Origin of the sequence: Kitasatospora sp. NPDC058162 (assembly GCF_042884005.1) — a bacterium.
GTDB lineage: Bacteria > Actinomycetota > Actinomycetes > Streptomycetales > Streptomycetaceae > Kitasatospora.
Map to the genome: position 1 here is coordinate 104,283 of NZ_JBHVUS010000022.1, position 14,310 is coordinate 118,592.

A 14,310-nucleotide genomic window follows, 5' to 3' on the forward strand; every position below is an offset into this window, starting at 1 on the left:
GGGCACGGGGGAGGCTTGGTGGCTGCCAAGGGTGACAGCGCGGGCGCGGGGGCGCGGCCGGCCGTGTTCGTGGGCCCCCATCAACTGCTGCGGCCGTTGGGCGAGGGCGGGATGGGGGTGGTGTACCTGGCCCGCTCGCCCGGGCTGAGACTGCTCGCGGTGAAGGTGATCCGGCCCGAGTACGCCGAGGACCCGCAGTTCCAACGCCGGTTCCAGCAGGAGGTGGAGGCCGCGAGGCGGGTGACGGGCTTCCACACGCCGCCCGTGGTGGACGCGCAGCCGCGCGGTCCCCGGCCGTGGATGGCCACGGCGTACCTGCCGGCGCCGTCGCTGGGCGAGGTGGTGCTGCGGTTCGGTCCGCTCGGCGAGGCGGGGGCGCGGGCGTTGGGGGCGGCGCTGGCGGAGGCGCTGGCCGCGATCCACGCGGCGGGGGTGGTGCACCGTGACCTCAAGCCGGGCAACGTGCTGATCGCGCGGGACGGCCCGCGCGTCATCGACTTCGGGATCAGCCGGGCCTTCGACGCGGCCCACCTGACCCGGACCGGCATGGTGTGCGGCACCCCGGGATACATCGCCCCCGAGCGCATCGTCTCCGCGTCCGTCACCTTCGCCTCCTCGGACGTGTTCTCGCTCGGCTGCCTACTGGTGTACGCGCTCACCGGCCGTACCCCCTTCGGCACCGGTGAGCCCGCGCAGATCAACCGGCGGGTGGTGTACGAGTGGCCGGACCTCTCCGGGGTGCCCGCCGCGCTGGGCCCGCTGGTGGCCGCGTGCCTGGACAAGGACCCGGGTCGGCGGCCCACGGCGGCGGCCGTGCTGGCCGCGCTGGCCCCGGCCGATCCGGCGGCGCTGCTGAGCCCGGGGCTGCTGGCCGACTTCGAGGCCCGGGAGCGGCAGGCCGGGATCGACCTGGCGGCGCCGCCCGCGGATCCGCCCGCGCGGCCGGTGCGGGCCTGGCAGTCGCTGAGCCGGCGCGGGCTGTTCGGCCTCGGTGCCGGGCTCGGCGCGGGCGCGGCGGCGGCCGTGGGCGTGCCGCTGCTGCTCACCCGCCGGGCCCGGGCGGCCGCCGGGGCGGCGACGGTCGGTGACCCCGTGGACGCGTGGGGGGCCGACGCGGGCGGAGCAGGCACCAGCGGTACGGGCCTGAGCGGTACGGGCACGAGCGGTACGGGCGGCAGCGCCGGTACCCCGCCCGGTGCGCCGGCCCCGCTGTGGAGCCGGCCGTTCAGCGGCGTGACGGTCGACCACCAGCTGTCCCTCATCGGCTCGACGCCCGTGTGGTGGAACGAGGGCATGGGCGCGACCGGCGTGGACCCCTCGACGGGGCGTACGGCGTGGTCCCAGCAGGAGGTCCAGTTCGTCCAGGCGCAGGGCGGGCTGCTCTACGGCACGTCCCCGGACTTCGCGAGCCTGGTGTGGCTGGACGCCTCGGCCCAGTCCCACCGGATCCCGCTCGCCGTGCCCGCCGACCAGCAGATGAGCGCCGCGATGACCCTGCGGGTCTTCGGCGCGGACGAGCGGACCGTGGTGACGGCCCGGCAGACCTCCGCCACCGGCGGCGGACTCGTCGTCGGGGCCGATCTGGGCACCGGCGAGGTGCTGTGGCAGCACGAGGTCGCCGCGAGCCTGGCGGTGGAGATGGCCCGCCACTCGGAGTCCCTGTACAGCGGTTCCGGCAGCTCGATGGGCCTGGTCGCCGACGGCAGGTGCTACTACCAGGACGGTGACGTCCTGCACGCGGTGGACCTGCGCACCGGCGGGTCCGGCTGGCAGGCCACCGGTCTCGCCCCCGGCGGCGGCGGGATACCCGCGCGGCTGCTGCGCACCGGCGACCTGCTGGTGGTCGTCGTGGGCAGGACGGTCGCGGCCGTGGAAGCGGCCACCGGGCGGCAGCGCTGGACGGCTCCCCCGGTCCCGCAAGCGGTCTTCGGCTGTGCGCTCGGCGGCGACCGGCTGCTGCTGTCCGGGGCCCAGGGCACGGCCTACTGCCTGGACGTCACGACCGGCCGGGGGCTGTGGCACTGCACCGTGGCGGCGGGGACCGCCCCGGCGGCGGCCGGTGACTTCCGGGCTCCGAGCGCGGGTGACGGCTTCTTCGCCGTCCCGCTGCCCGGCGGGCCGTACGGCTCGGCCGTCCTGGACGCCGCCCGCGGCGCCGTCCGCTGGGTGGCCCGGCCGCCCTCCGACGAGGGCCTGTGGACCACCGCCGCCGACGGCCCGACGCTCTACTGCGCCTCCGCCACCACCCTGCGCGCCTACCGGGCCGGTACCGGATGAGCGCGTGGAGCATCGGCCCGTACCGCGTCCTGCGCCGACTCGGCGCGGGCGGCATGGGCGCCGTCTACCTGGCCGCCACCGGCAGCGGGCGCCCCGTCGCGGTGAAGACCGTGCAGGAGCAGTACGCGGCCGACCCGGAGTTCCGGCGCAGGTTCGCCCAGGAGGTGGCCGCGGCCAGGTCGGTCAACGGGGCCTACACCGTGGCGGTGGTGGACGCCGACACGGAGGCGGAACTCCCCTGGCTGGCAACCGAGTTCGTCGCCGGGCCGTCGCTCTACGAGGCGGTGGCGCGGCACGGGGCGCTCGCCCGGCCCGCGCTCCACGTCCTGGGGGCGGGGCTGGTGGAGGCGCTCGCGGCGGTCCACCGGGCCCGGATCATCCACCGGGACCTGAAACCCTCGAACATCCTGGTCGCCCGGGACGGCCCGAGGGTCATCGACTTCGGGATCAGCAAGCCGACGGCCGACGCGCTGCCCACCGCGAGCGGCCAGATCATCGGCACCCCCGGATTCATGTCCCCCGAACACGCGGCGGGCCGGCCCCTCACGCCCGCCAGCGACCTGTTCTCGCTGGGCGCCGTGCTGGCCTACGCCGCGACCGGCCGCGCGCCCTTCGGCGAGGGACCGCCGGCGGTGCTGGTCTACCGCGCCTCCGAGGAGCCCCCGGACCTGGACGGGGCGCCACCGGAGCTGACGGGCCTGCTGGTGCGCTGTCTGGACCGGGATCCGGCCCGGCGGCCCGCACCCGCCGAGCTCGCCGAGGCCTTCCGGTACGGCCCGGCGGTCGGCACCGACTGGATGGGCGGGGCGGAGCGGACCGTACACCGGCGTGAGCGCGAACTGGCCCGGGTGCTGAGCGATCCGAACGGCACCCGGCGCCGGCTGCTCGTCCTCGGCGGCGCCCTGCTCGCCACGGCCGCCGCGGGCGGGGCCACCCGGCTGCTGTGGCCGGGGAACGCGGGGGCGCCCCCGAAGGCCTGGACGGCGGCCCTCCCCCGGGCCGGGATGGCGCCGGTGGCCTGCGGCCCGGCGGCGGTGGTGTGCGCGGACCGCACGGGGGCGGTCGGCTACGCCCGTTCCGACGGACGGGTGCTGTGGAGCAGCAGTTCGGAGGCGGGGGCGTCGCTGGTCGGCGACGGCGGGCGGGTGTGGTCGGTGGACCAGGACGGCTCGGTGCGGGCGCGCGACGCACGCAGCGGCGCCGAGCTCTGGCGTTCCCCCGACCCGGTTCCCGGCGCGCAGGCCCTGACCCTGCCGCTGCCGGGTCTGCTGCTGGTCACCGGAGCGGACGGGGCACTGCACGGCTACGACGCGGCCGCGGGGCGCAGGCTGTGGAGCAGCGCGGCGCTGGGCACCTCCTTCCGGGTCCAGGGCATGGACGGGGCGGGCCTGCTGGTCGTCACGGTCCTCGGCGATCCGACCCTGGCCGCCGCCGACACCTTCCGCTTCCTGGCGCTCGACCGCGCGAGCGGGCGCCAACGCTGGTCGCTGGACGCCCAGGAGCTGTACGCGCCGCCGAGCGGCGGCAGCCTGTACGCACTGGACCCGGACCGTGCCCTGACCGCCGTGGACGGCGGGCGCGGAACCGCCCTGTGGAGCCGGCCCAGCGGCCTGCCGCCGGCCTCGGCGACCATGTCCGCCGGTTCCTATCGGGGTTCGCTCGCGCTCCGCGGAGCGGTGCTCACCTGTCTGCCCGTCAGCGGGGTGACGGGCACCGACGGGCAGATCCCGACGGCGGCCTTCGACACCACGGGCGCCCAGCTGTGGCGCGGCACCCACCCCGGTGCCATCACCGGGTGCGCGGACACCGCGGCCCTGGTCGTGACCGGCGGCCCGAAGGGCGTGTCCGGCACCGACCCGCGCACCGGGGCCACCGCGTGGACCTGGCCGTCGGCGCAGGGCGCCGCCACCGTCCAGGGCGCGGCCGCGGGCTCGGTCCTCGTCACCACGCCGACCGACACGGGCGGGATCGCCCTCCAGTCGCTGGCCGGCGCCGACGGCAGCCCGCAGTGGCACCAGACCTTCGCCCGCCAGCCCGGCGACCCGCACGTCCTCGTCCAGGACGCGGCCCTGCTGGTCGGCTACGGGACCACCCTGACCGCCTATCACCTGTCAGCCGGCGGCTGACAGCCTTCGAAGGGTTCAGCACGAGATGGCCGAGATCGAGGACACCCCGCCGGCGACCCAGCCGCTGCCCACCCTCCCGCACACGAGCCCCCTGCCGGCCCAGGCCGTGCCCGCCACCCTCCCCGACCCGGCGGACCTGCGCCCGGGCGGGCCCGCCCGGCGGTGGACCTGGCTGCTGGGAGGCATCACGGCCGGCGCGGGCACCGCCGCGCTCGTCCTGGGCCTGGTGGCCAACCTCGTCACGCCGACCGCGACCACCTCGGCCGGCCCGGCCACCGCCGGCGCGACGAACGCCTCAGCGGCGGCGGCGGGTTCGACGGCGGCCGCGTCCTCCGGCCCGTCGTCCCCGGCCGCGGCGCTCTACACCGCCTCGGCGGCGGGCTGCGCACTGGTGCGCCCCGAGACGGTCGCCCGCTACGCCAAGGGCGCCTCCTGCACCGAGCAGAAGTCGGCCGGGACCGGGACGTCGCGCGGGAGCTGGAACGGCCAGGACTCCGGCCTGATCATGCTGCAGGTCGTGGTCACGCTGACCCCGAACGCCGACAGCATCTACCAAGCGACGCTGAGCAGCGCCCGGACGGTGGCGGCCACGACCAACATGAAGATCACCGACGACCGGTCGGTGCCCGACGTCGGGGCGAAGGCGACCCTGCTCTACACCGTCGCGTGGGGTTACGGCCGCGTCGAACTCGTGGTGCTCCAGCGCAACGCGGTCGTCACCGTCGACTACCAGGCGGCCACCCGCTCCGGCTACACCTTGAAGGACGTCCCGCCCTCCGACGCCGAAGCCGCCGCCACCGCCGCGGCGCGGGACGCCCTGGGCACGCTCACCACCTCGTGAGACGGAACTGACGGTGCGGCAGGAGGTCACGGCGATGACCGGGCCGCACGGTTGACGCCGGCCGGGATGGGCCGGCGCCGGAGGTGGCCGACGGGTTCGGCGGTGGGGTTCAGCGGTGGAGGGTGCGCAGGGTGGTGAGGCAGTCCGTGGCCCGGCGGTGCGGGTCGGGGTCGGTGCTGGCCCAGGCGATGCGGGCGTCGGGGCGGATCAGGGCCGCGGTGACGTCGTGCCAGACCGGGTGCGCGGAGCGGGTGTCGACGGTGGCCGCCCGCTGTTCCAGGCCGTCCGCGGTGCACGGCGTGCGGCTCCCGTCGAGGTCCAGCAGCAGTGTCCGGCCGTGGTGCGTCAGCGGGTGGGCGGTGGGTGCGTCGGGGGTGTCCAGGGTGAGGCCGGCCAGGCGGGTGCCGGTCAGCGGGTGGGCGCCGGGTGCGGTGGCGGCGGGGAGCGGGTCGTCGAAGCCGGCGATCCGGCGGGCCCACTGCCGGTTGGTGTGCGGCTGGGCCAGTGCGTCGGACCAGACCTCGCGCAGCGCGATCTGCTCGGGGCTCACCGCGGCGAACAGGGCGAGTTGCGCGCGGGTGTTGTCGATGACGGCGCGGGCGGCCGGCCGGCGCTCCGAGTCGTAGCTGTCGAGCAGTCCGTCGGGGGGCCCGCCCCTGGAGGGTGGCGGCCGGCTTCCAGCCCAGGTTGGCGGCGTCCTGGATGCCGAGGTTCATGCCCTGCCCACCGGCCGGGAAGAACATGTGCGCCGCGTCCCCGGCCGGCAGCACCCTGATGACCCGGGCAAGGGGCGGTGATCTGTTCAGCCACCGACGGTTTCATGGTCGAGAGCGTTGCATACACTCCCAAGCAGGTGGTCAAGGGGAGCACTTTGACGGTGACCCTGACCGGCACCCTGAACAAGGCCATCACCAGCGGCACGGTCGACCTGCTGCTGACGTACGGGCTCACCACGACCGCCGAGCAGACCACACCGCTCACCGCCGCGGCGGCGGGCCCGTACACCGCGCAGACCACCTGCCCCGTCTCCACGGATACCCCCAGCGGCAGCTACATCGTGCGCGTAACCGTCCTCGACCAGGACAACACGGTGATCGCCTGCATCACCTTCAGCCTCCAGATCGTGTGACACCCTCCCCGTGACCCCGCTCGGGGATGGCCGGACCGGGGCCGGCCGGACCAGGGCCGGCGGCCATCCGGCACGGACGCGGTGGGCATGGCAAACAGTCAAGATCGCTTGTCAGAGGCCACCAAGCAGCACCGCCACCCGGTCACGCCCATGACCAGCGAGTGCCCGTCGCGGATCGATGGGAGGGGTCCGCCGCTGTCCTCCTGGCAGGTGGCCGAGCGGCCTCCGGCGCGGCCGGTTTGCTGCGGCCGCAACCGGCCGGGCAGCGAGGTTTCACCCCGGGGTGATTCCGCGGCCGCGGCGAGCGCCTGTTCTTGCTTCTCCTTCTCTCTCCAAGCGGTGGCTTCTGTGGGTGTTCTGACGATTCGTCCGCTGAGAGCGAGGGCGGCTCAGCCGGTGGCTCCGTTGACCTGGGCGCCCTGGACGGCTCCGGCCTGAACGCCCCACTTGGCGAGGATCTGGTTGTAGGTGCCGTCGTTGATCAGCGACTGCACGGCGCCCTGGACGGCCTGGGTGAGCGTGGATCCCTTGGCAACGGCGATTCCGTAGTGGGAGGGATCGGACGTGTCGCCGAGCTGCACCACTTGGCCGTTGGTCTGCATGCGCTCGTAATCGACGACCGGGGAGTCGGCGAGCATGGCCTGGTCCTGGCCGGAGATCACGGCGTTGGTGACCTCCTTGGCGGTGCCGAACGAGCCCATCCGGACGGCCGGACGGCCGACCTTGACGCAGCCCGGATTGATCGTTTTCGTGATCTCGTCGCCCTGAGTGGTGCCGGTCTCGACGGCGACCTTCGCGCCGCAGAGGTTCGTCGGGTCGATCTGGTCGGGGTTGCCGCCACGCACCGCGACGGCCGTGCCGGCCGTGAAGTAGCCGACCATGTCGACGGACACCTCACGGGACTTGGTGTCGGTGATGGAGCTCATGCCGAGTTGGTACTCCGACGATTCGACACCAGGGAGGATCGAGGTGAACGACGTGTCCCGCAGCTCGGCGTTCAGGCCGAGCCTCTGCGCGATCGCTTTGGCCAGGTCGACGTCCACGCCGATGAGGTTGCCGTTGCCGTCCTTGAACTCATTGGGCAGGTAGGACGGGTCGGTGCCCACGACCAGCTTGCCGCTCGACCGCACGGCGGCCGGGACCTGCTTGGCCAGCGACGGATCCGTGGAGATGGCGAGAACACCCGACTTCGGGGCTGCGCCGCCCGCTGTCGGGGGCGGGGTGCCGGACCGGGTGGTGAGCACCACGGTGGCCACCGTGACCACCGCCAGCAGCAGGATCCCCAGGAGGAGGACACGGGCACGGCGGCCGTGCGGCAGCAGTCGTATCCACCGGTGGGGCGGGACGCCGTCGGGCGGGCCCTCCTCGTCCGTCGGCGGTGGCGGGCTGGGCGGGGGCGGCACGAGTTCGTGCGCCAATGACGAGAGGTCGGCCACTTCCCTGGTCTGCGGTGGCGGCGGGACCGTCCGCGCCCGCTCCCCCGACCGTGGGGCCGCGATCGCCGGCGGGGGCCGGGACGTCGGCTCCCGGAGCGCCGGTGGTGCCCGGGGCGGGACGACGGCTGCCTCCGGGGCGGGGCAGGCCGCCGGTACCGGTTTGGCGGGCGGCCGTGCGGCCAGCCCCGGTGGGCGGGGCATCACACGCGCGACCGGCCCGGACCGGGACTCCTCGGACCGGGGCTCCTCGGACCTGCCCTCCTCCGCCGGCAGTCCCGGCGCCGGCTTCTCCGCGAGTGCCTTCCCCGGGGCAGGCCCCTCAGGTCCGGCCTCCTCCGCGGGCGCCTTCCCCGGGACAGGCCCCTCGGGTCCGGCCTCCTCCACGGGCGCCTTCCCCGGGACAGGCTCCTCAGGCCCGGCCTCCTCCACGGGCGCCCTCCCCGGCCCGGCCTCGACCCGCGCCAGCAGGGCCCGCGCGGCCGAGGCCACCAGGGGGATGTCGGCGTCCGCGACTTCCTGCAGCGTCCGCCGGGCCGCCAGCTCGCGCGCCGGGTCGGCCCCGGTGAGCCACTCGCCGAGCGTGGTCACCGCACCGAGCCGGATGGCCGGGTGCGGGCTGTCCAGGCCGCTGCGCAGGGCTTCCGGCAGCGGCGCGGGGGTGACGGCCACGCCGGCCGGGCTGCGGGCGAGCAGGATCTTGCCCTCGGCGCCGTAGAGCCAGCGCTGCGGGGTCTGCTGGCTGCCGCCGGACCGGATCCGGTCGAAGGCGAACGCGTAGGCGTCGTCGACCGAGATGTAGCCGTCGTGGTCCTCGTCGGCCGCGCCGCTGCGGATGCCCTCGACGATCGCGGTGGTGAACACCGAACCGGGCGGTTCCACCCCGGACAGCGACTCGCCCTCCCAGGAGTACTCGCTGCCGCGCGAGGCGGTCAGCACCACCCGCCCGCGGCCCTGGCCGCGCATGCGTTCGCCCAGCGCCAGGTCCTCGTCACCCTTGAGCCCGTGCGAGAAAGCGCCGCTGAAGCAGCAGTCGAGGATGACCACCAGGCGCCTGGCCCGGCAGTCCTCCATCAGGTCGAGCAGCCACTGCGACTCCACCCCGGTGGCGGCGAGCCGCGTCTTCACGGTGTCGGTGGCGGCGAAGTACAGCTTGCGGCGGACGTCCACGAGCCCGTGGCAGGAGAGGTAGACGAGCAGCAGGTCCTCCGGATCGCGGCCGGTGAGGAACTCCTCCGCGGCCAGGCGGATCTCCTGCGCGGTCCGGTCGACCACCCGGGTCACCGCGAAGCCCCCGATCCGCGGGTCGGCGAGCACCTCGCTCAGTTGGTCGGCGTCGCGGGCCGGGGCCCGGAGCTGGCGCAGCGCCGGGTCGGTGTACGTGGCCGTGGCCACCACCAGCGCGAAGCGGACTTCGTCAGGCAGTTCAGGTGACGGCCGCGTGACGTGCGAGCCAGTCATCGATCATCGTTTCCTGCTGCTTGGCGGTCACCCCGGTGACCTTCAGCGTGTCGCCGCCGTAGCTCAGCTCGACGACGTGGCCGGTCCGTCCGACCCAGCTCCGGACGGCGCCGACCACCGCCCGCAGCATGTCGATGTCCACGAAGTGCACGAGCAGCGCGCCGGCCAGGCTCCCGAGACCCTTGGCGTCCTCGGGTGCGGACCCCTCCTCGACCGGTTCGGCGTCGGTGAGGTCGAGGTCGTCGAGCAGTTCGGTGCGGAGCCGGGCGGCGAGCTCCGTCAGTTCGTCCGGATCGAGGCCGGTGTCCGGCCGGACCTGGAGCAGCAGCCCGGTGGGCCCGTCGAAGGTCGCCATGTCGCACGCTCCTTCCCCGAGGACCAGCGCCCGTCCCCTCCCCACCATCATCTTCCGGAACGGGTCGACCGGCATCGTTTCGGCACGATCGATTCGCAGGGTGAGCGATACTCAAGCGACGGATACTCAGCGCGACCGACGCTCGGCCGCCGTCGTTACTGGGCGTCATCAGGATCGCGTGGTGGACACTCAGCGCGACCGGCACTCGGTGTCATGAGCGCCCGCCGCGACCGGCGGTCCCCGTCGACACGCCGCCGCCCGGGAGGGGAACATCCGCAGGACGACGCCAGACGGCGAGAAACCGGCGCAGGCGGCACCACCTGTCGGCGCGTCCTGGACGCTGTGCTGGCCGGTCAGGGCCCGTCGAACTCCCTGCTACGAGGACCGGGTGGGATGCCGTGAGCGGGCGCGGCACGGGGCGGAGAGTTCTAGCCGATCGCGATGACGGGGTGGCCTGCGGGGTCGATCCAGTGCAGCGTCCGGGTCAGGAAGGCGGCGGGGACGGCGACGCAGCCACCGGTGGCGTCGGCTCGGGGGCCGAGGTCATGGAGGAAGATCCCGGCGCCGCGGCCCTTGACGACGGGGAACATGTTGAAGTCGATTACGAGGGCGTTGTCGTACTGGACGGGGTAGTTGATGAGGTGTTCGCTGCCGAGGGGGCCCTGTTCGGTGAGGTGGAAGCCGCCCTGGGTGTCGGTGCGCATGCGGTTGTAGTGGGCGGAGGAGGGGTCCTGGACCCACCAGTCGTGGGTGGTGACGTGGTGGTAGGGCAGCTTCGTGCCCGGATCCGGGGAGATGCCGAAGGCTTGGGTGATGGTGTACGTGCCGGTCGGTGTGGTGCCGGTTCCTTGGACACGGGTGGGGCCGTCGTGGAGGCCGCCGGACCCGATGCGCGCGTCGGCGGTGGAGTCGAGGGGCCGCCAGCGGCCGTCCTGCCGGCTCCAGAGGGTCACGGTGGCGCGGGTGCCGTTGGCCTTGACCGTGATCACCTGGTCGGCCAGGCGGGCCGTCACCGGTACGGGGAACGGGCCGTCGTCAGCCGCTGCCTGCTGGGCGGGGCTTGCGCCGGTCGCTGTGACGGCGACGCCGAGTACGAGGGCCACGCTCGCACAGCGGCGTGCCGGGCTGCTGCGGCGGCGGGAAGACGGTGTCCGGGAAACGGCCATGGACGGTGCTTTCTGGTACGGACGACACGGGCAAGGCAAGGCGAGGGACTGTGGTGGGCGGCGCCCGACGTTCCACCACCTGCCATCGGGCGGTGCTGCGGCCGACCACCCCACCCCGGGGAGGGCCGACCACGCCAGGGCCATGATCGGCTCGCCGGGGCGGCCGTGCCGGTACCGACACCACCGAGCTTTGTGGATGCGGACCGGGGCACCGATTCCGGTGCCCAGGCTCCCGGCCGTAGCCGGCCAGGACCCAGGCCTCCGTCACGGGGAGGGTGGGCTGTCGGAGGGTCAGCGCTCCAGCTCGTGCCGCAGGTTCCCGGCGATCCCGGTGCCTCGGCGCTCACACCTCCGGCGGCACGGCACTCGGACCGCCGAGCAGCAGGTCCCGCGCCAGCAGGGCCGCGCCGAGGCAGCCTGCGGCTCGGCCGTGCTGGGCGGCGACCAGCCGGGGTGGGGTCCGGAAGGCCAGGCGGTCGGCGAGGGCCGTGGTCAGCGGGGCGAGGAGGTCCGCCCCGGCACGGGCGAGGCCGCCGCCGATCACGATCCGCTCCGGGTCGAGCAGGGCGGCGGTGGCGGCCAGGCCGTCGGCGAGGGCCTCCACCGCGTCGGCCCAGACCTGCCCGGCGACGGGCTCGCCGGCGGTCGCCCGCCGGTGCACGTCCTCGGCGCCGAGGTCCGGGGTGCCGGTGAGCCGGGCGTGGCGGCGGGCGATCGCGGCGGCCGAGGCGACGGTCTCCAGGCATCCCCGGCCGCCGCAGGCGCAGCGCTCGCCGCCGGGCCGCACGACGAGGTGGCCGAGTTCGCCCGCGATCCCCCGCGCGCCGGTGAGTGCGTGGCCGCCGGTCACGACGGCGGCGGCGATGCCCGTGCCGACGGGGACGAAGACGAAGGAGTCGCTGCCCCGCCCGGCGCCGAGGCGGGCTTCGGCGAGGCCGCCGGCCCGGACGTCGTGGCCGAACGCGACCGGGAGCCCGAGGTGTTCGGCCAGCCGGTGGCGGACCGGGATGTCGTGCCAGTCGAGGTTGACCGCCTTGACCACCGTGCCGGCGGCCTCGTCGACCAGCCCGGGCGCGACGACCCCGGCGGCCCGGGGCGGGGTTCCGGTGAGCCGCCGGGCGCGCTCGGCGAGTTCGGTGGCGCAGCCGAGCACGGTGTCGATCACGGCTGCGCCGCCGCGGCCGGGCCGGGTGGGCCATCGCTCGTTGCGCAGGACCGTCCCGTCCTGCGCCACCACGGCGCCCTTGATCTCGGTGCCGCCGATGTCGAGGGCGATGACGGTCTCGGCGGCGACGTGGGACATCGATCCCCCTGCTCGAAGCTGCGATGAGTTGATTGAAGATGAGCAAAAGATAGGACACTCAATCAACTTTGAACAGACAGGCGGCCGTGACCCCGCTACGCCGCCCGCCACGCCGCCCGCCCGGCCGCCCGGCCGCCCGCCGTCAGAGCGCGATGCGCACCTTGAGGGCCGTGCGCTCGTGCATCGCGCGATAGCCGTCGGGGACGCCGTCGAGGTCCACGGTGCGGTCGAAGACCGCGCCGGGGTCGATGGCGCCGGAGAGGACGTCGGGCAGCAGCTCGGGGATGTAGGCGCGGGCCGGGGCGACGCCGCCGGCCAGGGTGACGTTCCGGTCGAACATCTGGGAGATGTCCACTCCGGCGGAGCCCCCGTGCGGCACGCCGACGTAGCCGACCGCCCCGCCGTCGCGGGCGATGGAGACGGCGGTGCGCAGGGACTCCGCGGTGCCGACGGCCTCCAGCACGGCGTGCGCGCCCAGACCGCCGGTCAGCTCCCGGACCGCCTCGACCGCGGCCTCGCCGCGCTCGGCGACGACGTCGGTGGCGCCGAAGTCACGGGCGATCGCGGTGCGCCGCTCGTGGCGGCCGAGCGCGATGATCCGTCCGGCGCCGAGCCGGTGCGCGGCGAGCACGCCGCACAGTCCGACCGCGCCGTCGCCGACCACCGCCACCGTGGCACCGGGCCGGACCCCGGCGGAGACCGCGGCGTGGTGGCCGGTGCTCATCACGTCGGAGAGCGCGAGCAGGCCGGGCAGCAGCTTCTCCTCGCCGGCCGCCTCCCGGGGCAGTCCCACCAGGGTGCCGTCGGCGAACGGCACCCGGACGGCCTCGCCCTGGCCGCCGTCCGAGCCGACCTGGCCCCAGATGCCGCCCTCGGGGCAGGAGGTGTGCAGGCCCTCGCGGCAGAACTCGCAGGTGCCGTCCGACCAGACGAACGGGGCGAGCACGAAGTCGCCCGGCCGGAAGCCGGTCACCTCGGCGCCGACCTCCTCGACGATGCCGAGGAACTCGTGGCCGATCCGCTGCCCGGCGACCCGGGACGCGACGCCCCGGTACGCCCACAGGTCGCTGCCGCAGATGCAGGCGTTGACCACCCGCACCACCGCGTCGGTCGGCCGCCGGAGCACCGGGTCGGGCACCTCCTCGATCCGGATGTCGTTGGGGCCGTGGATGACGGTGGCGCGCACGAGGACACTCCCGCACTGTTCGAGGACTGGGGCTGGGGCAGTCAGGTTCGCCGTCCGCACGCCCCCGCGTCCAGCTACATCTCCTACAGCAGGTCGTTAAGCTGGACTGATGCTCGATGTCCGACGGCTCGTCCTCCTGCGCGACCTGGAGGTGCACGGCACGGTGACCGCCGTCGCCGAACTCCACCGCGTCACACCCTCCGCCGTCTCCCAGCAGCTGCGGCTGCTGGAGGAGGAGACCGGCAGCGCCCTGCTGGAACGCACCGGGCGTTCGGTGCACCTCACCGCGGCCGGACACCGGCTGGCCGAGGACACCGGGGCGGTGCTCGCGGCGCTCGAACACGCCCGGGAGCGCCTGCACACCGGCGCCGGGGAGCCGACCGGCCCGGTGCACCTCGCCTGCTTCCCGAGCGCCCTGGTCCCGGTGGCCGCCCCGCTCGGCGAGGCCCTGGAGCGCGCCCACCGGGGCCTGCGGGTGCACATCACCGAGGCCGAACCCGAGACCGCCGTACGGCTGCTGCTCCAGCGCCGCGCCGACGTCGCGCTCGTCTACCGCTACGCCAACCTCGCCCACACCGACCTCGCCGCGCCCCGGCACCCCGGCATCGAGACCCGCACCCTGCGGACCGATCCGCTGGTCGCGGTCCTGCGCGCCGACCACCCGGCCGCCGACCCCGCCGGGTCACCGGTCGACCTGCGGGACCTCGCGGACACCTCGTGGATCACCGCCCCGCCGCAGACCCCCTGCGGGGACGCCGTCCTCCAGGCCTGCCGGTCGGCCGGCTTCACCCCGCGGGTGCGGCACACCTGCACCGACTTCGCCGCCATGACCGCCCTCGCCGCGAGCGGCGGCCACACCGTCCTCATCCCCCGGATCGCCACCGACCGCCTCCCGCCGACGCTGACCGTACGGCCGGTGTCGGACGGCACGCTCACCCGGACGATCGAGACCGCGGTCCGCCGGGGCACCGCCCACCGGCCCGCGATCGCCGCCTGCCTCGAGGCCGCCGAGCTGCTGGGCTGAGCACGTCCG

Annotated in this window: 11 protein-coding genes and 1 pseudogene; 5 read left to right on the top strand and 7 right to left on the bottom strand. The window is 75.1% G+C overall.

Annotation, left to right across the window (positions count from 1 at the left end; all coding sequences use genetic code 11):
• Positions 1 to 18 precede the first annotated feature (18 nt).
• From ACFVXG_RS30885 to ACFVXG_RS30895, 3 genes are read left to right on the top strand one after another with little or no spacing between them, the layout of a single operon-like run.
• A complete protein-coding gene (locus tag ACFVXG_RS30885) occupies positions 19 to 2,277 on the top strand; it encodes a protein kinase (RefSeq protein ID WP_387932093.1) in 2,259 nt (752 codons plus the stop codon).
• Positions 2,274 to 4,403, top strand: a complete 2,130-nt coding sequence (locus tag ACFVXG_RS30890) for a PQQ-binding-like beta-propeller repeat protein (RefSeq protein ID WP_387932095.1) — start codon at positions 2,274 to 2,276, stop codon at positions 4,401 to 4,403. Before ACFVXG_RS30885 ends, ACFVXG_RS30890 begins: the two co-directional genes overlap by 4 nt.
• A 25-nt stretch (positions 4,404 to 4,428) precedes the next feature.
• Entirely contained in the window at positions 4,429 to 5,244 is an 816-nt protein-coding gene (locus ACFVXG_RS30895; RefSeq protein ID WP_387932097.1) for a hypothetical protein, read from the top strand.
• Positions 5,245 to 5,353: 109 nt separating this feature from the next.
• On the opposite strand, the gene ACFVXG_RS30900 is transcribed toward ACFVXG_RS30895, so the two are convergent.
• Together ACFVXG_RS30900 and ACFVXG_RS30905 are read right to left on the bottom strand one after the other, a co-directional pair.
• Positions 5,354 to 5,794, bottom strand: a complete 441-nt coding sequence (locus ACFVXG_RS30900) for a hypothetical protein (protein WP_387932099.1) — start codon at positions 5,792 to 5,794, stop codon at positions 5,354 to 5,356.
• 148 nt (positions 5,795 to 5,942) lie between these two features.
• A pseudogene (locus tag ACFVXG_RS30905) lies at positions 5,943 to 5,987 on the bottom strand (hypothetical protein); the annotation flags it as partial.
• Between the two features lie 77 nt (positions 5,988 to 6,064).
• Between ACFVXG_RS30905 and ACFVXG_RS30910 the strand changes: the two are divergent.
• Positions 6,065 to 6,373, top strand: coding sequence for an ML domain-containing protein (locus ACFVXG_RS30910; RefSeq protein ID WP_387932100.1), 309 nt, complete (start codon positions 6,065 to 6,067; stop codon positions 6,371 to 6,373).
• 389 nt (positions 6,374 to 6,762) lie between these two features.
• Here the strand turns inward: ACFVXG_RS30910 and ACFVXG_RS30915 are convergent, their stop codons facing one another.
• From ACFVXG_RS30915 to ACFVXG_RS30935, 5 genes are all read right to left on the bottom strand, one after another.
• On the bottom strand, positions 6,763 to 9,267 hold the full coding sequence (locus ACFVXG_RS30915; protein WP_387932102.1) for a transporter substrate-binding domain-containing protein: 2,505 nt from the start codon (positions 9,265 to 9,267) through the stop codon (positions 6,763 to 6,765).
• Positions 9,233 to 9,622, bottom strand: a complete 390-nt coding sequence (locus ACFVXG_RS30920) for a hypothetical protein (RefSeq protein ID WP_387932104.1) — start codon at positions 9,620 to 9,622, stop codon at positions 9,233 to 9,235. Before ACFVXG_RS30920 ends, ACFVXG_RS30915 begins: the two co-directional genes overlap by 35 nt.
• A gap of 428 nt (positions 9,623 to 10,050) precedes the next feature.
• On the bottom strand, positions 10,051 to 10,725 hold the full coding sequence (locus ACFVXG_RS30925; RefSeq protein WP_387932105.1) for a L,D-transpeptidase family protein: 675 nt from the start codon (positions 10,723 to 10,725) through the stop codon (positions 10,051 to 10,053).
• 406 nt (positions 10,726 to 11,131) lie between these two features.
• A complete protein-coding gene (locus tag ACFVXG_RS30930) occupies positions 11,132 to 12,091 on the bottom strand; it encodes an ROK family protein (protein WP_387932107.1) in 960 nt (319 codons plus the stop codon).
• A gap of 142 nt (positions 12,092 to 12,233) precedes the next feature.
• A complete protein-coding gene (locus ACFVXG_RS30935; protein ID WP_387932109.1) occupies positions 12,234 to 13,277 on the bottom strand; it encodes a zinc-dependent alcohol dehydrogenase family protein in 1,044 nt (347 codons plus the stop codon).
• Between the two features lie 109 nt (positions 13,278 to 13,386).
• On the opposite strand from ACFVXG_RS30935, the gene ACFVXG_RS30940 reads away from it, so the two are divergent.
• Entirely contained in the window at positions 13,387 to 14,301 is a 915-nt protein-coding gene (locus ACFVXG_RS30940; RefSeq protein WP_387932110.1) for a LysR family transcriptional regulator, read from the top strand.
• The last annotated feature ends 9 nt before the right edge of the window (positions 14,302 to 14,310 follow it).